Here is a 21,603-nt window from a genome sequence, read left to right as displayed (position 1 = left end):
AACATAAATAAATATGAATTTTTCTACCTAATAATGCGGTTTACCTGCATAGGTAGGAAAATTTCATCTTCATTTTCTTCAAGCTTATCACCAACACGACTGTCAATTGTTATCAAGAAAGAGGCATCTGCAAATGTGACTTGTTGCCTCTTTCCTAATTATCTTACTGCAAGTCTGTCAATTGCTCGTTGTGGTATTTTTCCCTTTAACTGATCAAATATTTCATATCCAAAATCGAAAGTAACAACATACCGATCATTCTCATGTATAATTCCGGTAGACAGAGAAAACATATTAGGATCAAGTTGACCGATAGAATTTATCGGAACATCTGGAAAAATTAAATTCTCAAATTTATCAAAACCGAGTCGCTTTAAATGAAGTCCTAGATCTTTGGCAAGTTTTAAGTTATGGGAATTAAGAACGTTGTTAGGGGCTAAATATTTTTTCAGTACATCCCAATACGCAGGAATAGCTTTCATTGGAAAATGTAGTATCGGCTCTATTTTGCCTATGTCATACAAGGCAAACTCTTTACCGTTACATAGAGCAAAAAAATTGGTTCTAACCTCGTGATGAATTGCATAAGAATAGGCTTGTTCAACGTTTTTGGATTTAACTATTTCCTCTGTTGGAGCTTTTGCATCCAAGATCCATGCCGCCTTGCCGCTTACTTCAAATAAATAATCTGGTATTATATAAATCTCTTTACGTTGTGATCCTATTGAAACGTAAGGGTGTAAAAGCGATTTACTCCTAATAATTTGGTTAGGCTTACTTGCGCTATAACCCAATGCTTTAATTATTGGAACAATAATCTCCTCGCGAACAGAATCCTCCTTAAATCCTGTCTGTTCTAATAAATTAAAGTCAAAGCCTTCGAGTACATTAAATAACTTCTGTTGTTTCATTACTCTTTCCCTTTTACGCAGATCACAAACTCGCCCTTAACAGGGTGAGTTTCAAAATAAGCCTTCACCTCGGCAACAGTACCTCTAACGGTTTCCTCGAACATTTTGGTGAGCTCGCGCGAAACAGAGATCATCCTGTCTTCACCAAAATAAGTTACCATTTCTTCCAGCGTTTTCAGCAACCTGTGCGGCGACTCATACAAGATCAGCGTACGCTCTTCTTCTGCAAGTTGTTTATAACGCGTCTGCCGTCCTTTCTTCAACGGTAAAAAACCTTCAAAACAAAAACGGTCGGTCGGGAACCCTGAATTTACCAGCGCGGGAACAAATGCTGTTGCGCCAGGAAGGCACTCCACCGGCAGTTCGTGCTTCAAGGCCTCGCGCACCAGATAAAACCCCGGGTCAGAAATGGCCGGTGTACCTGCATCAGAGATCAGCGCTACCTGCTTACCTTCTTTTAAAAAACGGATAATTTCACTGCTGGACTGGTGCTCGTTATGCTGGTGATGGGCGTAGGCTTTCTTGTCTATCCCAAAATGCTTGAGCATCGGGGCCGAAGTGCGGGTATCTTCTGCCAGGATAATATCGGCTTCCTTTAAAATTCGTATAGCCCGGTGCGTCATGTCCTCCAGGTTGCCAATGGGAGTAGGCACAAGGTATAGTTTACCTGTTTGGTTATCCATAGTTCATAGATAATAGTTCGCGGCGGTACACCGCCTATCGCTAAAAGGCGATGAACGATGAACCATAAACCATGAACTAATTATATCTTTGCTGTTCAAAAATTTAATTCAATGCTGCAAGTTAGTTATATCCGCGATAACCGTGAACAGGTTTTAGAGCGTTTGGCTGTAAAAAATTTCAAACAGACTGAATTGGTAGACAAGGTAATCAGCCTGGACGATCAGCGCCGGCAAACCCAAAACCGTTTAGACAATATTTCGGCCGAAGCCAACTCCGCAGCAAAACAGATTGGCGAGCTGATGCGCAACGGCAAAAAAGAAGAAGCTGAAGGCATCAAAGCAAAAACCGGTGCATGGAAAGAAGAGATTAAACAGTTGGGCGAGCAATTAAGCCAATTAGAGCAGGAGCTTCAACAAAAACTGGTACTATTACCTAACCTGCCCCATAGCTCTGTACCAAAAGGCCTTACGCCCGAAGATAACGAAGTAGTGCTGGAGCACGGCGAAACACCTGCGCTACCTGCTAATGCTTTGCCGCACTGGGAGCTGGCTGCCAAATACAACCTGATTGATTTTGAATTAGGCGTTAAAATAACCGGAGCGGGTTTCCCTGTCTATAAAGGTAAAGGCGCTAAACTGCAACGTGCGCTCATTAACTTCTTTTTAGCTGAAGCAGAAAAGGCAGGCTATGACGAACGGGCATTACCATTGTTGGTAAACGAGGCTTCAGGGTTCGGAACAGGCCAGTTACCGGATAAAGAAGGGCAGATGTATTACGTTGGCCTGGATAACCTTTACCTGATCCCGACTGCAGAAGTGCCGATTACCAACCTTTACCGCGATGTGATCCTGAAAGGGGAGGAACTGCCCGTGATGAACTGCGGCTATACGCCGTGTTTCCGCCGCGAGGCCGGTTCATACGGTGCGCACGTGCGCGGCCTGAACCGTTTGCACCAGTTTGATAAGGTGGAAATTGTACAGGTAGTTCATCCAGATAAATCATATGAAACGTTGGAAGAAATGAGCAAGCACGTACAGGGCCTGTTGCAGAAATTAGGCTTGCCTTACCGTGTGCTTCGTCTTTGCGGTGGTGATATGGGTTTTGCTTCAGCCCTAACCTATGATATGGAAACCTGGAGCGCCGCACAGCAGCGCTGGTTAGAGGTATCTTCTGTATCTAACTTCGAAACCTTCCAGAGCAACCGCCTGAAACTGCGTTTCCGTAATGCAGAGGGTAAAACACAACTGGCACACACGTTAAATGGCAGCGCGCTGGCCCTGCCGCGTATTGTTGCTACGTTGTTAGAGAATAACCAGACAGAGAATGGTATTAAAATACCTGAGGTATTAGTGCCTTATACCGGCTTTGATATGATCAGTTAAGTTACTGAACGGCAACGTTCAATACCGCAGAATTAAAAAGCGTACTTACACTTTTAGGAAGTGCAAAGGCGCTTTTCTTCTTTTCTGCTTGTTCGTACAGAAAGTAGTTGACACCGATTGCCGCCAGCAAGCCATCCTCTTTCACCCCTTCCTTCTGTTTATGACAGCAGATCTTAATTTTGTTGTAGAAGTTATTACTGCGAATGCGGCGAACAATACGTTCCAGGTCTGCGCCTAAAAAATCATGATCGAGAATAATCAGATCAGGCAGCAGCTCAAAAATCGCCGGAAACACTTCGGACGTCCGAGTAACGTGTCTTACTTTTTCGGAGGCATCCAACACCTGCATATCCGGAACGCCTGGTGCCACCAAAAGAATATTTTTGGCTTTGATACGGGGCATCATACTATTAATTAAGGGTAGTATAAAGATAGGCATAATCAACAGCTTGTCAAGTGCTTATCTTTAAATTAACCCTTAATTATACATTAATTAACAAAGCAGGGCGGCAAGAGTTCAAATTACCTTGGCCTATGGTTCCGGTTCTGATTGATGGTATCGTTTTCTAACCTGCCGGTCGGGTTAGCATTACCATTACTTGTAGAGTCTTTACCCCTGTTTTTATTGCCATTATTGGAGGTATCGCCACTTTCAGCGGCATTTACGCCCCCAGCATTTGATCCGGCAGTAACGTTTGAAGTATCCCGCGTACCGCCCAGGGTGGCACTATCGCGGTTATTGTTGGTACAGGCTGCAATGCTGAAACTAAGCACGGCGCCTAAAGCTGTATACTTTATCGCTTTCATAATCCTTCTCACTTTTCATTGATATAACAGGCCCTTTAATGGTAATGTTTGCGGCTGCCGACCGGGCTTCGCAATTAAATACTTAATTTTGCGATAAACGCGCGGCCAAAACCGCTGTTAACCACGTAATTTCTCATGACGCAGAACAAGATTAGCGGTACCACTTACTTCTGGCTTTTTGTATCGCTCCTTATCGCTTATATCCTTGGCTTGCTGGTTCCTTTAATGGACGAAGATGCTTCGCACCATGCCAACATTGCCTTACACATGGTGCAGCACCACGATTACGTGAACCTGGTAGATGATCTGGGGAAAGACTACCTTGATAAACCCCACCTGCACTTCTGGCTGGCCGCCCTATCTTTTAATATTTTCGGCGTTAATGACATTGCCTATAAGATACCTTCGTTCCTGATGACATTGGTAGCCATTTACGCTACCTACCGTTTAGCAAAGCTATTGTATAACCAGCAGACTGGCTTATTGGCTGCCTTGGTAGTAGCAAGCGCACAAGCAGAATTCCTGGCGAATAACGACGTTCGGATGGATGCCCTGCTGATGTCTGGAATTATCATTGCCACCTGGCAATTGGTTGAAGCCGCTTACTTTCAGAAATGGTATAACTATGTATTCGCAGCTTTAGGCTTGGCGATTGGCTTTACTACTAAGGGCATGATCGGTTTTGTAATGCCCTGTGTCTCGCTGTTCTTCCTGCTGCTGTACCAGCGCAACTGGAAACGCATGTTCGACTGGCGATGGATCATCGTACTCATCCTATGGGCTGTATTTATCTCGCCTTGTGTGTATTGCTATTACCTGCAATACGACTTACATCCCGAAAAAGTAGTTCGGGGTATGCGTAATGTATCCGGGGTGAAATTTATCCTTTGGAACCAGAATTTCGAAAGGCTGGAGGGCAAGCACTGGGGTAAAGGCCATAAAGACTATTTCTTCTTTTTCCACACCGCGTTGTGGGCCTTCCTGCCATGGTGTCTATTAACCTATTATGCCTTTTTTGATCGCATTGCGTTTCTGTTCCGCACGCGCTTTGCCTATGTTAAAAAAGCCGAGATGTTAACCGTTGGTACCATCATTATCATTTTCGCCATCATCTCGTCATCCGGTTATCAACTGCCGCACTACTTGAACGTGCTGTTCCCCATTTTTGCGGTATTAACCGCAGGGCATATCATCAACAAAGCCGAAGAACATGATGAAAAGGCGTTAAAGATCAGCTTATACATACAGTACTTTGTGGCGGGCGTTATCCTGTTTCTGCTGGTGTTGCTTAATCTGTGGTGCTTCCCGGTAAAATCAGTTGTGATGGCTATCCTGGCGCTCGTTGTGCTGGGCGTACTCATTTATGCTATTTTGACTAAAAATGCGGTACTACAAAAAATCGTGGTGGTATCTGCACTAACGGCATCACTCACCAACGTACTGCTGAACGGCAATGTGTATATGCAGTTATTAAATAACTATCAGGCCGGCATTACCATGGCAAAAACAGTTAAGGATAAACACATCCCTGTTGATGCCATTTATAACTATGGTTTCCATAGCTCATCTTTTAACTTCCATGCCCGGCATTTAGCAACAGAAATCAGTGCAGACAGCATTCAGAGCAGAATCGCCTCAAAAAAAACGGTATGGCTGTTCATGAGCGACGATACCAAGAAAGTTTTTGATAAGGGCACAATAAAGGCGGATACTGCTTATAGCGCTATTAACTATGGCATTACCCGCCTTACACCTAAATTTTTGAACCCTGCCACCCGCGAACAAACGCTGGAAAAGCAGTGGCTGGTTAAAGTTTCACCAGAAGCAGCTACGGCTTCGGCGGCGAAATAGTTCTTACTTAATTTCGAATACGGCCCTGATCTGGTAGCTCAGTTTGATCTTCTTCACATCAATATCAGACGGTGCCGGTGCAGCTTCAGCATCAGCGCTTTTCATCATCATTACATTAGCCCGGTACATGGGTTGCGGAAACTGTTCGTTATCTATTTCCTGGATGTCGAGCGCGTTACCTACCTGGTTACCCAGGGCGCTTAATAAATAGGTTGCCTTGTCTTTAGCAGCCAAAAGCGCTTTGATCTTCAGGTCGCGTTTCAGCTCTGCGATCTTAGAATAATCGTAGCTCTCTACATTGGTATATTGGATGCCTTTCGGATCCAGTTGGTCCAGTATCTGGTTATAGCGGTTCAGATCGCGAAACTTGATGCGGTATTGCTTACTGGCCAGAAAATCCGGATTTTTCTTTTTCTGTTCGGTGTAGTTATAAGCCGATACATTGTTGATGGTAAAATCTTCTTTAGCGATACCGGCGTCGGTAACTGCTTTTTGCAAACGGCGCTCCAACTGGTCTATCGTTACTTTGTTCTTGCCATCCATGTACTCGCGCAGCGAGATAGATACATAAACAATATCCGGGGTTACTTCCTGCTCTGCGGTGCCGGTAACTTCAATCTTACGGCGTAGGTCTGGGGCCTGGGCAAACGTAAATAAGGTTGCCAGGGCAAGGGTAGCGGTTAAAAATAGTCGTTTCATAAAGTTTTATTTTCAAGTTTATACGGATAACAGCAGCAATATGCAACTTGTGTTCCTAAATATTCTTTACAAAATCAGACAAACGTTACCGCGAAAGGATTAATCAGGCAGCCTGTTCCTTCGCCTTGCGCCACTTTACACCAATAAACAAAATACCTAATACGGAGAGAAAACTTGCCGTTTTTGGAATGTAATCGCCGTAGCGGGTATAAAAAGTCAAATCAGAATTCAGGTTGATATCCTGCTTAATTGCCGTCCGCACCCACCAATCGGTGTGCTTTACAATATCACCACGTTCATTAATAAACGCCGAAATACCGGTGTTGGCAGACCGGCATACCCAGCGCCGGGTTTCAATAGCCCTAAGTTTGGCATAATCCAGGTGCTGGTCTTTCCCTGATGTATTTTCCCACCAGCCATCGTTGGTAATAATGGCGATAAATTGAGCGCCTTTTAGAACCGCTTTGCCTACATATTCGCCCCAGATAGATTCATAACAGATCACCGGATCTGAACCGATGCCGCTTTGTGTATAAAAAACCGATGGCTCTGGCTGGCTGCCATAACTGCCTGTCGCGCCGCCCAGGTGTTCAAAGGCTGGTTTAAGGAATGAAAGCGAGCTGAAAGGGATCATCTCCGCACCGGGAACAAGTTTAGATTTATGGTAGAACTGCACACGGTCCGAGTTTTCGATCAGCAACGCCGCGTTAAAGGCATCCCAGTATTGATTAGTGCCCGGGATAGCCCTTGCACTCTCTGTTGCCGGACGGTTGTAGACCTGGTAGGTTTCTGCACCGGTGATCACGTTCCCGTTACTGTACTTGCCCAGGAAATCGCGCACCTGGCGGTAGTAAGCGGTAGATTGTGTTTTGTTCTCGTCGAATTGTTCCGCGATAGCGGTTTCCGGCCAAATAAAAAATTCAGTATTCTTTTGCGCAACAGAGTCTGAAAGGTGTGTGAGTATGGCGATCTGTTGCTGCACCGGGATGGAACCTTCCTTTTCGTAAGGATCGATATTCGGCTGAGCGACTACCACGTCAGATGGGTCTTGCTGCTCGCGGAAGGAATAATAGCGGATGAGCGAAAAGGCCAGCGGGACAACCAGCGCAATGGTAAATGCCGTGACCACCTTTACACGGTAAGCTTTGGTTTGAGCCTCCTTTAAACTTTGATAATAAAGAAAGATGAGGATATTGATCAGCCAGATCCAAACCGTGCCACCGTAAACGCCGGTATATTCATACCATTGCACCCATTGGTGGCTTACCGCAAAGCCGTTGCCCAGCGTCATCCACGGGAAGGCCAGCGGCCATGTTTGGTGAACATACTCATAAGCCATCCAGAAGCACACCAGGCCAAACAGACCGGTACTTCTATTCGTAGCCAGGCGCAGGCGATAGTATAACCAGCAGGCTAAAGCCATCAGCAACGGGCCGAGCGAGTAGGGGATCAGGCTAAGCGGAATGGCGATAATTGCTCCAATGGTTTTAAGCGAATTGTAAACCCAGTAGATACTCAGCGTATTCCAGATAAAGAAACCCGCGAAAGCCGTTAAGAAAATATGATACCCCTTTCTTTTAACCGGGCTTTGAATAATGTTCTCCAAAGCCAGCAACATCGGCACCAAGCCTACAAACAGCAGGAAGGTGATATAAGAGGTGGGCGGCCATCCCAGCCAAAGCAGAATGCCGGAAAACAGAGCCAACAGCAGGTTTTTTTTCATCATTGCAATTGAAGCTAAATTAGGCTTTTACAAATTATCGGGGCAATAATTTTAGTGCGGTTTCTGGCGTCTGCCAATGGCCCGCTCAAATTAATTCAACTGCTTTTTAATCGTATTGAGGGTTATGCAGCAATTTTAATTATAGCACTGATTTACTGTAAGTTACAACTGCTCATGAAGTGTATTAACATAATTAACCCACCAAAAACTAAAACTTTTTTTCGTTGAAAATAAGCGTAAAAGCACTTATGTTTACCTTAAAAGCAACCATTTCTTAAGCGATAGCAGCCTTTCCAAAGGGCCAAAACCTATAAAAATTAATCGGCAATGATGAAGTTAACCTATTTAAGAAATCTGATAGCGGCATGCCTGGCGCTAATCACAATAGCAGCAAAAGCACAATACGTAAGTTTATCTGCCGCCGAAATCAGTACGCTAAAAAAGGCGATCGCAACCGACCCGAAAGTGCAAAAGCAATTTGCACCAATCAAGTCTGCCGCCGAAAGAGCGCTGAACGAAACGCCTAACCCCATACAAAAAGTTACTTCGCAAGGATTGCTCGAAGGCAACCCGGCTAAAACTGCCAGCCTGAAAGCGGTACAGGACGGACCTAAAATTTATGCGCTGGCATTAAACTACCGGCTCTATGGCGATAAGGCCTATTTGGCTAAGGCAGAAGATTTCCTGTTAGCCTGGGCAAAGCTGAACATGGCTACGGGAGACCCTATAGATGAAACCAAGCTGGAAGATTTTTTTACCGGTTACGATCTGATTCGTGATCGCGTTAATAAAAGCTCGAAAACAGCCATAGATGCCTGGATGAAAACCATCGCCGATGCCGAGGTAAACAGTGTTTCGGCGAAGCCCGGCCGATCAACTGCGAAGAACAACTGGAACTCGCACCGGATAAAGGTAATTACCCTTGCTGCCTACGCTATACATGATGGGCAATACCGCGATACCATTCAAAAAGAGCTGGAAAAGCAGATCGCCCAAAACTTGTATCCTGATGGCTCAGGGTTTGACTTTGCCGAGCGCGACGCCCTTCACTACCATGTTTATACACTGGAACCGCTGTTAAAAGCCATGACGGTGATTATGCGAGCGGAAGGCAAAAATTACTACGATTATACCTCGCCAACCGGTGCCTCGGTTCATAAGTCGGTTGATTTCCTGGTGCCTTTTGTGACGGGAGAGAGAACGCATGGCGAATTTGTAAACAGTAAGGTGAAATTCGACCGCGACCGTGCCGCGAATGGCGAAAAAGGCTATGTTGCCGGGTCGCTTTTCGAACCGCGTAACGGTATCGTCGCGTTAGCAGCCGCTGCTTATTTTGATCCGTCAGTAATGAAAGCCATTTACCGTGCCGGAGGTAACGACTATTACGACTGGCAGCTGGTAATTAACCAGGTGCGTAAACCTATAGCAAAACAATAACATGTGAAGATGCGCGGTGCTGTTAAACTCTCACGAATGATCCTGATCGCTTTGGTGATCAGCCTAACGACGTCTTCGTTCGTCGATGAACCTGATGTAAAATCGGTAGTGATCCACACGCTCAGAGCGAATATTCTGAAAGAAGCGGCATGGGCACTGCAACAAAAGCCCGTAACCGTCACAGCAGAATTTTGCCCGCGCAGTGCTGGCGGCAAACACGATTTTTATTCGGAAGGCGACTATTGGTGGCCCGATCCCAACCATCGGGATGGCCCTTATATTCAAAAAGACGGGCTCACTAACCCCGATAACTTCACTGCCCACCGTAAGGCGATGATTCGTTTTAGCCGGATTATTGGCGCATTAGCTTCTGCTTATCAGCTTACTCACGATGCTAAATATGTGAAGCAAGCAATGGCACACCTGGATGCCTGGTTCGTCAACCAGGAAACTTTAATGAATCCCAACCTGCAATATGCACAGGCGATTGAAGGTGTCGCTACCGGCCGGGGTATCGGCATTATCGATACCATCCAGTTAATGGAAGTGGTACAAGGCATAGAGGTGATGAAAGATGCTGCGGCAATGAACAAAACAGACCTGGAAACTATCCGCTTATGGTTCGCAACTTATGTGAAATGGCTGACCACTCATAAATATGGCTTGGATGAAATGAACGCCAAGAATAACCATGGTACCTGCTGGGTAATGCAGGTGGCTTGCTTTGCCAAATTCACCCGGGATAAGGCGACGATGGACTTCTGCCGCCAGCGTTATAAAGAAGTTTTACTGCACTCACAAATGGCCGCTGACGGCAGCTTTCCGTTAGAACTGAAAAGGACCAAACCCTATAGTTATTCTATTTTTAACCTGGATGCCATGACCACCATCTGCCAGATCCTTTCAACACCAGAAGATAATCTGTTCAACTACACCACCGCGGACGGCCGATCTATCAAAAAAGGGATTGAGTTTTTATACCCGTATCTGAAAGACAAAAATATATGGCCATACGCTAAAGACGTGATGCACTGGGAAAGCTGGCCTGCTGCCCAACCGGCTTTGGTGTTTGGAGCGACTGCTTTCGGGAACCGCGAATGGCTAAAAACATGGCAAAACCTGAACCATAACCCAACGGATGATGAAGTGATCCGAAACCTGCCCGTGCGGCACCCGCTGATCTGGTTGAATTAAATATCCTGCATTTCTGCGCTTAATACCAATGCGCTCCATCCCTGTGGGGCGCCTTTTTTACGTGCCCGCTTTTGCTCCTGCATTACTTTTTTAATGCGGATGGCGTATGTCCAGCAGGTACTTTGCCGGATGCCCAGTTTTTCCGACAATTGGTGTGATGAGATGGTTCCTTTACTGGTATACATCAGGTATACCAGGTAAAACGCTTTATTGATAGATATGCGGTTGTTCTGGAAAATGGTATTGTGCATTGGCGATTCTTCATAACTGCACTTGGTACACCTGCGGCTGTAAGCTACCCGCCCGGTACAATAGGTAGTATGTTCGCAGCGGGTACATTTATAACCGTTCTTCCACTTCAGATCGGACAGGAATTTGTAACAAGCTTCCTGATCGGGATACTTCGCGCTGAACTCTTCGAAGTTCATTTCAGTAGATTCTACCCGTGCATCAATCACCTTGCTGATATTGGTTTTTAACTGGTGGTTGTCTTTTTCCAGCAGCACGTTCATCCGGGTAATCTCGGCCGCCTGTTGTTCCAGCAAACGGTTGATCTCCATCAGCTGTTCATTCTGTTCTTCTATGGTATGCGCCTGGGCCAAAATTTCCTCCGATTTTTCAACTACCTCGCGGGTGCGAACTTCTACCTGGCGCTCCAGTTCCTGGTTGATAGAATCTTTCAGCTCGCTGTTGATCTGCATCTGCCGGATCGTTTCGTCTCGGGCTTCATCCTTTTCTTTGCGCAATAACCTTACCTGGTCGCCAATGGCAAAGGATAACAGCACCATTTCAATCACAAAGCAAAAACTTAAGCTGTAGTAATTAATCGGGGCAGGTAAGAACCATAGCATCCCCAATGCAGAAAGCGCTTTTATGCTAAACCCTAAGAACAAAAAAGTGTAGGCCAGTACAAAGAACCGGGCCGGTTTAAAACCGTTACGATAGATACGGATACCGGTTAAAAATGCCAGCGAAAGCGGTATGAATTCTACAAACTTATAGATGAACAAGCCCTTGTTAAAAAACAGGCAGACCAGGAAGTAAACAGTACGCAGCACCAGGATATAATCGATCAGTTTGGCCAGGCGGCGTACCCGTTGTTTTACCTGCAGCAGCTCTTTGGTGAATACCAGCGCAAACATACTGAGCAGATATAGGGCCGTGCCATACCCGTAAGCATTAAGCCAGGGCTTATTGGGCCATAAGTACTGAAAGGCGATACCATCCACACACATTTCATAAAAGCCTACGCTGAGGATGTAGAACACATAATATAGGTACTGCCGCCTTTTAACTGCCAAAAACATCAGCAGGTTATGCAGGCAGAAGATCAGGATCATGCCATAGAACAGCCCGAACGTCAGATACTCATTCAGCGCGTAGTAAATAAAATAACTTAAGGTGCGGTAAACGATGATGACGTTAACAGGATTGGCAGATCGCAGCCTGAAATAATAAGTGTACTCGCCCGGGGAATTATTTTTAATAAGAAAATGGAAATTCTTATGCTGAAACAAACGGTTATAAAAGTTTACACCAGCGCCTGAAGTACTCGCCTGATATTTGCCCTGTGCATCCGGGATATAGGCCGTAACATGGTCGGTCGTTTGGTCAAAGAATTCGAAAAGAGAGATCTGGTTAGCGTCCAATGAATCAAACCGAAGCTTCACGCGATACCAGTAGGTCGCTTTAACGTGATGATTGGTGGGATAATGTAAATTATTCTCCCTGAATTTTTGTTGATAGTTATTACTAATAATGTCAGTAAAGCTCAGCTTACCAGTAGCATCTTCGAGCGTAGCAATTTCGCCGGCAATAAATTTGTGCTGCTCCAGCTGATTATTAACATCCAGCACCTGCTGCGCGTGTGCTGCCAGGCCCAAAAAGAGCACTACGTTTACCAGGATAGCTTTTTGAAACCAGAAATATCGACGTAGAAGTATCCTCATACACAAATCATGTTAATAACTGATGATCTCAACTGCTAACTAAAGAGTTGAAAATTGAAGTGTTCTAAAATTTCAAGTAGCTGCGCTTATATTGGTGCTTAAATATACCAAGCATGCGTGAAGATTTGCAATAACAGGCAAAAAATTATCGTACTCAGCATCAGTCATAAATCCAGAAGGACACAGTTCGAATAAATTTAACTATCTGGAAAGTTGGTGATTATTTAAGGAATTGGCTGAGTAGTTTAGCCCAAAAAGAACAGGTAATGTGTAAAAAAAGATGTCCCGGATTTTGTAAAGGCGAATTTTTAAGTAAACAAACTGATAATGATGATAGCGCCTACAATACCCACCACCATAATCACATACAGCAGTATTTCGTTAGCTGCAAACCGTTTGTATTTTGTCCAGAAAGAATAATCCTGTTTCTGTTTGCCCATTCGCAAATTTAGGCAAATAAATGCTTAAGGCAATGTTTCTATACCTTTAAGCACGTGGTAAAATGCATGGTAGATCTTGCGGAGCCTGTCGGCATCGGTTATTCCCTCATCAATATTTAACTCGAGAACCGGTCCGTCGGCATCTTCATCCCCGGCGTGAATACCGAAATCGAAATTTTCAAGCTCGGTGAAAACTGCGCGAACATCGGCATCGGCAAATATGGTTCGGACGGTGTCTTCATGATTGGTTTTAATCACGATGTGATGATCCAGGTCGGCAAAGCCCGTCTCCAAATCCTGCATACCGAAGAATTTTCCTATTTCGTCCACAAAACCTTCATCATGAATGGCAAAACGAAAAGCGCTGTCCACCTTAACTTTGGCACTCAGCTGGGTTAGCTCATAACCACCTTCAAAACCGCCTCCCGGATCGATATCGATATATAAATTGATACCTCTGCCGTCCTGAAGCAGCACTGCTTCATAACTTAAGATATCTTCGTCGGCGCGCAAATCAGCCTCAACTGTCTGCCATATTTCCTGTTCTGTTGTTCCGCTTATTGTTTTGATGTCTTCCATAGCGCTTTACAATAGTTGTAACAAGATAATACAACAGATGTTTACAAACAACTGCCAAGCCGGAAAAACTGATTAGCGACTGCGCTCTATTAGAAACATGTTTTCTTCGCCGCTGTTGATCACCACCCGGTCTATTTCATTTACCTGGCAAAATTCAAGCAGTTCGCGGGTAGGCATAGCGGTATAATCGGTGGGGTTCTTCGCCCATTTTACCATCGCTGGTTCATCGCTGAAAGCCCCGAGTACCTTCCGGCCGTTTATCTCAAAAACAGAGGTCAGCTTTAGCGTAGTTTCTTCGGCCGTGGTTTGCCAATTAGTACTTGTTTTTTCTTCGTTAATTGATGGCAGCAACAAAAAACCATTCCCTTTCAAAATCTCATCCAGCACGTCTTTATACGCCTGCTCCGATTGTTGCACACTCCAGATGTTCAGCAACCGGCATAAATGAGAATTGTCCGGTTCTGTAGAAGGTGGCGCTTGCATTGATGAAGCATTCGTCAGCTTTTTCAATAAGTTCATGTAGTTCCTTACGTAATAGGTGGATGGTTTGTTGCAATTTGACTAACGTCAGTTGATGAAAGTTAAAAATAAGTAAAAAAATACGAGTTACCAATCTGCTTTTTTAATTAGAAATCAACAAGTTAACATTTACAACACCCATCTAAAGGAACAGAAAAAGGATAATATCAGATTATTTTACCAATGTCGGCCGTATTATACACTTATGTTTATTTAAACAGCGGTTAAATTATTTATTGAAAAGAAAAAATATTTAAGCGATTCGCCAGCATCTGGTCAATGATGACTTCAATATCAACCAGACCTACATTTTGCCGATCTTGAAGATATTATTCTGGATAGCGTATAACACCAGCCCCGTACGCGATTTAATATTTAACTTCTGGAAAAGAGCATCACGGTAGTTATCAACAGTACGCGGACTAACAAACATCTTATCGGCAATTTCCTTATAAGTCAATTCCGAACAGCATAATTTAAGAAAATCTATTTCGCGTTCGGTAAGTGCTGGCGCAAAACCTTCCTGGTGAACAGAGCGTAGTAATTTGCCAGAAACCATCTCATTCAGGTAAATGCCCTTTTGATGTACCGTACGGATAGCCTCCTGCAGTTCACGCGGTTTAGATTCCTTTAGTAAATAACCCTTCGCCCCGTTTCTGATCATTTGTATCACGGCTTCATCATCCTCGAACATACTTAAGGCCAGAACTTTAATCTGCGGGTGGTTTTCAGCTACCCACCGTGCAGATTCATACCCGTTTTTCACCGGCATGTTAATATCCATCAGGATCACCTGTGGTAACAGACCGTTGGCGATCTGCTGCTGCATCTGAAGGCCATTGCCAGCTTCAAAAATTACCTTAATATCATCCAACTCATTTAGTAAGGCTGCCACACCATTACGGAAAAGGGTATGGTCGTCAACAACGGCTACTTGTATAGGCTCGGTTTCCATAGCTATTGGTAAGGTACAAAAATATTTACGTAAGAACCGCTTCCGGGTACAGAGCGGATTTCTGCACGGCCACCAGCCATCATCGCCCTTTTATAGATATTATGCAAACCCATTCCCTTGTTATTAGCGGTAATGCTGTTTACATCAAAGCCCACCCCGTTATCACTTATTTTTACTGCTACCATATCTGTCAGGAATGTAAGTTCAATAACTATTTCGCTGGCATCTGCATGTTTAACGATGTTGTTAACTGTTTCCTGAACTATCCGGAAGATGATTAGATCTTTAGCGGTATTCTTTTCCTCAGCCTCGCCATGCACATGATATTCTACTTTAAACCTGTCTGCCTTGCTTATCCATAATACCAACTGTTCTATGGATGCAGCCAATCCGTTTATAACCAGTTGGTCGCCGTGCAATAATTTTCCAAGCAGTCTTAATTCCTTGATAGATTCTAAGGTTAGACTTGCAGAAGCCTCTATTTTCTTCTGGGCTTTAGCGATGTCTTCTGTCAACTCGATGGAATTCAGGTTCAGGGAAATCAAGCTTAACAACTGCCCGATGTTATCATGCAGGTCTGCGCCGATGGTTTGCAAGGTCTGCTCCTGTACTTCTGCCTGAGCCTTGATCAATTCCGTCTCAAAGGCCTGCTTCATTTGGGCTTTTTCCTCGATATGCTTCTTCTTACGCGAGTTATAAAACAACACGTAAGCCAGCAAAAACACCGGCGCAATAAGAAATATCGCGGTAGCAATTAATACTAAGCTTCTGATATCTGCAACGCCCATTTTTTACAAATAAATGAATAGCACCAGCAACCGTACAATAAAATATTTAACCCCCTGAATATCGTTTTAGAAAGATACCTGACATCTGGTGAATGGTATGGGTACAAATAGTCGAAAAAAACATTTGTTGCTGTTGAACCGAAATAAAAGAACAAAATACCGGCGACCCACCAAAATTCAGGTGAGCGGTTCAGGTTGATATAGTTCTCGTCTTTCAGGAGTAAATAATAATAGTATAAACTGTAAAGCACAAAGGTGATTAACATCAGTGTGTTCGTGATTTCGTTATAAATAAAAATGCCATGATTATATAATTCGTATCCGTAGGAAGTTGCTAAAATCAGTAGCCCAATGATCATCACAGGCCTGATTCTGACATACCTGTTAATAAAACGCTCAAATACGTAAGTAATAAACAATGCCTGGAATATTAACAGGCCATTGTACAACCATATATTGGGGCGGGCATGCGCGCGGTCTGCCAGATACAGTAATTTAAAATGCACGCCTAACATTTCTGTGATACAGGTTAATAACAAAAACAAACTCATACCATGCCACGGCCAGCTTCTGTCTTTATTTAGGCAGACAACGGAAACAACAAAGCAAACTAATTCTACAAATACGTTAAGGGTGATCAGGCGCAGCATTAAAAAACTTATAAAATAAATCGTGTCACTAAGTTAAGATTCTAAGCTGATGACACGGTTTATTTTATAGGTACCTGAATTTAAAAATTACCATGTAGAACCCTCGCAATTGTTGGGGCATTGTTCGCCATTGTCGAAATCCTGGTCGTGAGGTAACAACCTCGCGCAAGTAGGTAACGTTACACACATTCGCTTATCCTTATGAGAACCCGATGTGCCGGCTACCGTCGTTGTAATTACAAATCTGTGTTTGCTGCTTGGTGCATCATTTTTATAACTAAAATATACTCTTATTCCATCGCCATGGTTGTTTTTTAGCGTTTGACAGAGATCACTAATCAGACAACTTTCGAACCATTCGCTATTGGTATCTATTGTATCTGTTTTAAAATCCAGCTTCATATAGTTTTGCACCCACTTAAACGAATTATTACAATCTAGATAATGTCGATGCGGTGTACCGCAAACCAGTCCGTTTGGACAATGGAAAGTTGGGTCCAATAGCGTTGCACCCAATGTATACGGCCCGGTTAATTTCTCCATTACCGCATTGCCTGCATTTATCCCGGGGTCAGTATTTAAAAAGAAATCGTCATGTTTTGGACGCTGTAAAGATGTTGTTCCATTGCCCTTGGTTGGCACCAAAACCAGTTTAAATTGATTAGCTGCTGTCTTTCCATAGTAAACCCGTACACCATCCGCATTATTATCAGTTAAAATCTTATCGATGGCTTCCAAGTCTGTAAGGCCAAAAAAAACACTGGCCGGAGCAACTGCTTTTCTATCTGACCGAAAGGCCTGCACAATAGTTGTTGCTTCTGTTTTTGTTAAACCATTTAATGTGTAGACGTCGGGTACAGCAGCCATTACAGACTTGTTAGCTGTCTGACGTGTTTTAGGATGCTGGTTACACGCCATAACGGCACATATCAGGCAAATTAGGGGCAATAGTTTTTTCATGATTTTTTAGGTTGGGGTGAAGTGAATAAAATAAACAATTATTACACCTAAAATCCTCATTTAAAGACAGATTACCAACCAGATAATACGTTTTTAAAAAACGTAAAATAACCCTTCTATAACAAAAGATTTTTGCTAAAATGGAAATGTTCAGCCTAAAAAAGAAAACCCGCAGTATTACTGCAGGTCATGATAAACATTGTATGATTATTCTTAACCCTGATGATTCTGATCAAATTCGACGATCCACTCGATGCCATATTTATCCCTGAACATGCCGGCATAGGTACCCCAGGGGGTATCGCCGATTTGGCCTTCTACCTCACCGCCGACTGATAAACCTGCGAATATTTTTTCTGCTTCTTCACGGCTTTCCGTGCTTACAAGTATTTTAGACCGGTTTTCGTTTTCATTAACAGTACCCATAAACTTGGGGACGTCATTTGCGATGAGTACATTTTGCTTACCAATTGGCAAGGCGATGTACATGATCTGATTGGCATCCTCTTCCTTCACAGGAAAGTCGTCGCTTGATAGATCACCAAACCTGATGATTTTGGTAAACTCGCCGCCAAAAACCGACTGGTAAAATTTGAATGCTTCCTCGGCGTTGCCGTTAAAATTGATCCACGGGTTAATTGCTTTCATAAACTACTGTTGTAAGGTGTTTAGCTTTGTTTATTTCACTATAAACGGTTAGTTGTTAACAACAACCATTAAGCTAAAGTTCGGGATAATGTTCAAGAATGTGGATAAGACGTTGCTGATATTTTTGCGAAATGAAAGGCTATGATAAAAATGATTATAGATTGAGGAGCAAATTTCTTCTAAGGGATTATCTAATAACAGTTTGGAACGGTTAAGATCAAACTAAACCGTAAGGTTGATTCTGAAGGTGTTCGATCTAATAGCAAATACGTAAAAATCTTATGCTTACCTTTAGGTTGCTGAGGTTAAACTATGCTAAACATGACTATCGGAAAAAAATTCAATGAATTAAACGCTAAGGAATATATTTTTTACATCAATAATCATAAAAAGTATAAGGATTTCAATACACTTGGTTTATATCGGTCACTCACAGAAAACGACAATCTATCTTTAGGGGAAAGAATAACTATTAGAGAGTATGCCCATAGCTTCTTCAAAAAGAGCTTTTACTTTCTTCAGCTAAAAGACCCGCACATCTTTGTCAAGATTTCCACATTGGGTATGGAACTTACTAAAGCTGATGAGAGAAGAATTTGGGATGATGTGATAAAAAATCAACAAATCATATTAAAAGACAAACGTATTAAACATCGAAATTTCGGTACCTATTCAAAACATAGTTGTCCCTATGAAAATTGTATTTATCGGGGCTTAATGGTCAACCCAAATTCTCATTTTGCATGGGGTAGCGTACACTTTGATAGCGATAAAAGTAAGTTTAGTCAAAAGATTAAATCAGAAAGGCGTAGATCAGAAAGAAAACAGGAACAATTGATCATCAATAAGTTAATCAATGATTAATACAAAAGCCTTTGAACTTTTATCCAAAGGCTTTTGTAAGAATTTCAAGAAATTATTTCCCAAATTGAGAATTTCAGTAGTCCATAGGGGAATCGAACCCCTGTTTCAAGAATGAAAATCTTGCGTCCTAACCCCTAGACGAATGGACCATTATTTGTAGCAAGTAGCAAGATCAAAGTATCAAGTAACTTAATCACTCAATAACCTCAACCCAACTCGTAGTCCATAGGGGAATCGAACCCCTGTTTCAAGAATGAAAATCTTGCGTCCTAACCCCTAGACGAATGGACCATTAAATGGTTATGTTTAAAGAACTTCCCTTATTTTGGGACTGCAAAGATATAAGTTTACCGTTTAAATCAATAGCCAGATTAAATTTTTTTTAAAAAGCTGATTATTTAATGATTTAACGCTTACAAAGCTTCCCAAATCGTATCTAAAAACCAGCCTTTCGTGTCGTAAAACTCGCTGGTCACTTTAAAGCCTGCCTGCTTTGCCATCGCCCTTGTTTCTGCTGCGGAATATTTTTGCGAAACTTCCATAAAAATATACTCGTCTTTTTTAAAGTTGATCGTTTCGCCGCATACATGCACCTGCTGGTCTGCAAGGCTGATCAGGTAACTTTTACAGGCACCGGTTTCGGGGTCGTAAGTAGGGTAGTGTTCAAACTGGTCGAGGTTGAAATTCCCGTCAATCTCGCGGTTTATCCGCTCCAATAAATTCAGGTTGAACTGGCGGGTAACGCCTGCGGCATCGTTATAGGCGGCTAAAACAATTTTCGGGTGTTTCTTCAGGTCAAACCCCATCAGCACCATATCTCCCGGCGACAGATGTTCGCGCAACTGCCTGCAAAAAGCCTCTGCGGCAGGCACGGGCATGTTGCCGATGTTCGAACCCAGGAATAAAACCACTTTGCGCTGGTCCGAGTATTTTTCGGCTTTTTCCAGTGCGTCGAAATAATCTCCCTCCAATCCTTCCACCTTCAGACCGGGCAATTGCAGCGGCAGTGTTTGGTGGAGAAGATCAATCACATGGCCGGATATATCTATTGGCAGGTAGGTAAACTCTGCTTTGTCTTCTAAAAGCTTACGCAGCAGGTGGATAGATTTGGTCGCATCACCGGCACCAAGCTCTATCAGGTTAAACGGACTACCGTCCCGGATCACCTTGCTTAAGCCACCCGTCTGTTCGCGAAAAATTTCCATTTCGCAGTCAGTAGGATAATACTCCGGCGATGCCATGATCTGCTGGAAAAGCTCGTCGCCTTTGGCGTCATAGAAATACTTCGACTCGAGATACTTCGGCTCGAATTTAAGTCCTTTTAACACGTCGTCGCAAAACTGCGTGCGGTGTAACTCGGGGTTTTCTATGGTTTGAGAAAGTGGTCTGGCAGAATGCATATGAATGTTTTTATCTGGCTAAGCGTATCCCGCTAAATAACCAGCGTAGGTTCGGATGAAAAAAGTTTCTGTATGTTGCACGGCTATGGCCGGGCGGGGTTACTTCAGAACCGCCCCGAAGCACCTTTTGGTTCACCATAAATTTGCCGTTGTACTCGCCGATAGCACCGGGTGCTTTGGCAAAACCAGGGTAAGGTAAGTACGCGCTTTCTGTCCACTCCCAGCGCAGGCCCCAGTTAAATTTATTAGATGCTGCTTCCCATTCAAATTCTGTGGGCAAGCGCAGGCCTTTCCATGAGGCATAAGCGTACGCTTCGTAATAGCTGATGTGGCATAATGGTTCATCTAACTTTACTGGTTCCAGGCCCCGGTAGGTGTAATGTTGCCATTGCTCGTCTACCCTGTGCCAATAAAGCGGGCATTCTATGTGATTATTTTTAACCCAATCTAACCCTTCTGAATGCCAGTAACGAAAATCGTGGTAACCACCATCTTCAATAAACTTTAGGTATTCGCCGTTAGTCACCAGGTTAGGGCTGATCTCATACGCGTTCAGATACACCTTATGGCGATTCAGTTCGTTATCGAAGCAGAAACCTTGGCCCGAAAAGCCAATCTCGTAAACGCCTTCAGGTATAGGGATGAAATTTGCTGTAGGCGATTTTTCGTGTGCTGGCGAATGGTAGGCATGGTCGTAAGCCGGGAAAAGCGGATTGTGGCCAAGAATATACTTGATGTCGTAATATAATAGTTCCTGGTGCTGTTCCTCGTGGTTAAACCCAAGGATCAGTAGTTCCTTAATTTCTGGCGAGGTTTCGTGGCACAAGAAGTTCATCATTGCTTCGTCTACATAAGCACGATAGCGGTAAACTTCCAGCACAGTAGGGCGGCTCAGGTTACCACGGTCTGTCCGGATCACTCTTGCGCCGACAGTCTCGTAATAACTGTTGAACACATAGTTGTATTCGGGATTATACTCCTGGTAGCCAGTTACGTATGGTTTAAGAATAAAGGTTTCGAAAAACCAGGTGGTGTGACCCAGGTGCCACTTCGGCGGACTAACATCCACTATCGGCTGCACCACATAATCTTCTGTTTGCAATTTGCTGCAAATAGTTTCACTACGTTGGCGGATCTGGTGATAAGTTTCGGAAAGCGTCATT

22 protein-coding genes and 2 tRNA genes are annotated in these 21,603 nt (G+C 43.7%); 5 read left to right on the top strand and 19 right to left on the bottom strand.

Annotated elements, in window-relative coordinates; genetic code table 11:
- Positions 1–158 precede the first annotated feature (158 nt).
- Both MUY27_RS12145 and rsmI read right to left on the bottom strand, forming a co-directional pair.
- Positions 159–911 carry a type I restriction enzyme HsdR N-terminal domain-containing protein gene (locus MUY27_RS12145; RefSeq protein WP_245130297.1) on the bottom strand — a complete coding sequence of 251 codons (753 nt, stop codon included), beginning with the start codon at positions 909–911 and terminating at the stop codon, positions 159–161.
- Positions 911–1,594 carry a 16S rRNA (cytidine(1402)-2'-O)-methyltransferase gene (gene rsmI, locus MUY27_RS12140; RefSeq protein ID WP_245130296.1) on the bottom strand — a complete coding sequence of 228 codons (684 nt, stop codon included), beginning with the start codon at positions 1,592–1,594 and terminating at the stop codon, positions 911–913. Before rsmI ends, MUY27_RS12145 begins: the two co-directional genes overlap by 1 nt.
- 111 nt (positions 1,595–1,705) lie before the next feature.
- Between rsmI and serS the strand changes: the two genes are divergently transcribed.
- On the top strand, positions 1,706–2,977 hold the full coding sequence (serS, locus tag MUY27_RS12135; protein ID WP_245130295.1) for a serine--tRNA ligase: 1,272 nt from the start codon (positions 1,706–1,708) through the stop codon (positions 2,975–2,977).
- A gap of 1 nt (position 2,978) precedes the next feature.
- Here serS and MUY27_RS12130 read toward each other — a convergent pair whose 3' ends face one another.
- Complete coding sequence (locus MUY27_RS12130) at positions 2,979–3,383, bottom strand: hypothetical protein (protein WP_245130294.1); 405 nt, start codon at positions 3,381–3,383, stop codon at positions 2,979–2,981.
- Between the two features lie 116 nt (positions 3,384–3,499).
- Positions 3,500–3,784, bottom strand: a complete 285-nt coding sequence (locus MUY27_RS12125) for a hypothetical protein (protein ID WP_245130293.1) — start codon at positions 3,782–3,784, stop codon at positions 3,500–3,502.
- 135 nt (positions 3,785–3,919) lie between these two features.
- Between MUY27_RS12125 and MUY27_RS12120 the strand changes: the two genes are divergently transcribed.
- On the top strand, positions 3,920–5,635 hold the full coding sequence (locus MUY27_RS12120) for an ArnT family glycosyltransferase (RefSeq protein WP_245130292.1): 1,716 nt from the start codon (positions 3,920–3,922) through the stop codon (positions 5,633–5,635).
- Positions 5,636–5,638: 3 nt separating this feature from the next.
- Here the strand turns inward: MUY27_RS12120 and MUY27_RS12115 are convergent, their stop codons facing one another.
- Positions 5,639–6,334, bottom strand: a complete 696-nt coding sequence (locus MUY27_RS12115) for an SIMPL domain-containing protein (RefSeq protein ID WP_245130291.1) — start codon at positions 6,332–6,334, stop codon at positions 5,639–5,641.
- Positions 6,335–6,437: 103 nt separating this feature from the next.
- Positions 6,438–8,060 (bottom strand): apolipoprotein N-acyltransferase, encoded by a 1,623-nt coding sequence (gene lnt, locus MUY27_RS12110; protein ID WP_338042671.1) that lies wholly within the window; start codon positions 8,058–8,060, stop codon positions 6,438–6,440.
- A gap of 324 nt (positions 8,061–8,384) precedes the next feature.
- On the opposite strand from lnt, the gene MUY27_RS12105 reads away from it, so the two are divergent.
- Positions 8,385–9,494 (top strand): alginate lyase family protein, encoded by a 1,110-nt coding sequence (locus MUY27_RS12105; protein ID WP_245130290.1) that lies wholly within the window; start codon positions 8,385–8,387, stop codon positions 9,492–9,494.
- A 36-nt stretch (positions 9,495–9,530) separates the two neighbouring features.
- A complete protein-coding gene (locus tag MUY27_RS12100; protein WP_245130289.1) occupies positions 9,531–10,688 on the top strand; it encodes an alginate lyase family protein in 1,158 nt (385 codons plus the stop codon).
- Here the strand turns inward: MUY27_RS12100 and MUY27_RS12095 are convergent.
- From MUY27_RS12095 to MUY27_RS12060, 9 genes are all read right to left on the bottom strand, one after another.
- Complete coding sequence (locus MUY27_RS12095; protein ID WP_245130288.1) at positions 10,685–12,637, bottom strand: 7TM diverse intracellular signaling domain-containing protein; 1,953 nt, start codon at positions 12,635–12,637, stop codon at positions 10,685–10,687. The genes MUY27_RS12100 and MUY27_RS12095 overlap by 4 nt on opposite strands.
- Positions 12,638–12,945: 308 nt before the next feature.
- Entirely contained in the window at positions 12,946–13,077 is a 132-nt protein-coding gene (locus MUY27_RS20570) for a hypothetical protein (RefSeq protein ID WP_262918322.1), read from the bottom strand.
- A 24-nt stretch (positions 13,078–13,101) separates the two neighbouring features.
- Positions 13,102–13,656 (bottom strand): hypothetical protein, encoded by a 555-nt coding sequence (locus tag MUY27_RS12090; protein ID WP_245130287.1) that lies wholly within the window; start codon positions 13,654–13,656, stop codon positions 13,102–13,104.
- 72 nt (positions 13,657–13,728) lie between these two features.
- Complete coding sequence (locus MUY27_RS12085) at positions 13,729–14,175, bottom strand: SseB family protein (protein WP_245130286.1); 447 nt, start codon at positions 14,173–14,175, stop codon at positions 13,729–13,731.
- A 304-nt stretch (positions 14,176–14,479) separates the two neighbouring features.
- A complete protein-coding gene (locus MUY27_RS12080; protein WP_245130285.1) occupies positions 14,480–15,130 on the bottom strand; it encodes a response regulator transcription factor in 651 nt (216 codons plus the stop codon).
- 2 nt (positions 15,131–15,132) lie between these two features.
- The gene (locus tag MUY27_RS12075) at positions 15,133–15,918 is read right to left on the bottom strand and encodes a sensor histidine kinase (RefSeq protein ID WP_245130284.1); all 786 of its coding nucleotides are present in this window, start codon (positions 15,916–15,918) and stop codon (positions 15,133–15,135) included.
- Positions 15,891–16,568: a hypothetical protein gene (locus MUY27_RS12070; RefSeq protein ID WP_245130283.1), complete on the bottom strand. Its 678-nt coding sequence runs from the start codon at positions 16,566–16,568 to the stop codon at positions 15,891–15,893. The genes MUY27_RS12075 and MUY27_RS12070 overlap by 28 nt, the downstream gene beginning before the upstream one ends.
- An 87-nt stretch (positions 16,569–16,655) precedes the next feature.
- On the bottom strand, positions 16,656–17,528 hold the full coding sequence (locus tag MUY27_RS12065; RefSeq protein ID WP_245130282.1) for a hypothetical protein: 873 nt from the start codon (positions 17,526–17,528) through the stop codon (positions 16,656–16,658).
- Between the two features lie 213 nt (positions 17,529–17,741).
- On the bottom strand, positions 17,742–18,176 hold the full coding sequence (locus MUY27_RS12060) for a VOC family protein (RefSeq protein ID WP_245130281.1): 435 nt from the start codon (positions 18,174–18,176) through the stop codon (positions 17,742–17,744).
- A gap of 321 nt (positions 18,177–18,497) precedes the next feature.
- On the opposite strand from MUY27_RS12060, the gene MUY27_RS12055 reads away from it, so the two are divergent.
- A complete protein-coding gene (locus tag MUY27_RS12055) occupies positions 18,498–19,040 on the top strand; it encodes a hypothetical protein (protein WP_245130280.1) in 543 nt (180 codons plus the stop codon).
- Between the two features lie 77 nt (positions 19,041–19,117).
- Here the strand turns inward: MUY27_RS12055 and MUY27_RS12050 are convergent.
- From MUY27_RS12050 to egtB, 4 genes are all read right to left on the bottom strand, one after another.
- Positions 19,118–19,189 (bottom strand) — tRNA-Glu (locus MUY27_RS12050).
- A 70-nt stretch (positions 19,190–19,259) separates the two neighbouring features.
- Positions 19,260–19,331: transfer RNA gene (locus MUY27_RS12045), tRNA-Glu, on the bottom strand.
- 122 nt (positions 19,332–19,453) lie between these two features.
- On the bottom strand, positions 19,454–20,440 hold the full coding sequence (gene egtD / locus MUY27_RS12040) for an L-histidine N(alpha)-methyltransferase (protein ID WP_245130279.1): 987 nt from the start codon (positions 20,438–20,440) through the stop codon (positions 19,454–19,456).
- A gap of 10 nt (positions 20,441–20,450) precedes the next feature.
- Entirely contained in the window at positions 20,451–21,602 is a 1,152-nt protein-coding gene (gene egtB, locus MUY27_RS12035) for an ergothioneine biosynthesis protein EgtB (RefSeq protein WP_245130278.1), read from the bottom strand.
- Position 21,603 lies beyond the last annotated feature (1 nt).

Origin of the sequence: Mucilaginibacter straminoryzae (genome assembly GCF_022953055.1) — a bacterium.
In the GTDB taxonomy this organism is placed as follows: Bacteria; Bacteroidota; Bacteroidia; order Sphingobacteriales; family Sphingobacteriaceae; genus Mucilaginibacter; species Mucilaginibacter straminoryzae.
The sequence above is the reverse complement of the archived record's forward strand: the minus strand, read 5'-3'. Positions and strand labels throughout refer to the sequence as shown.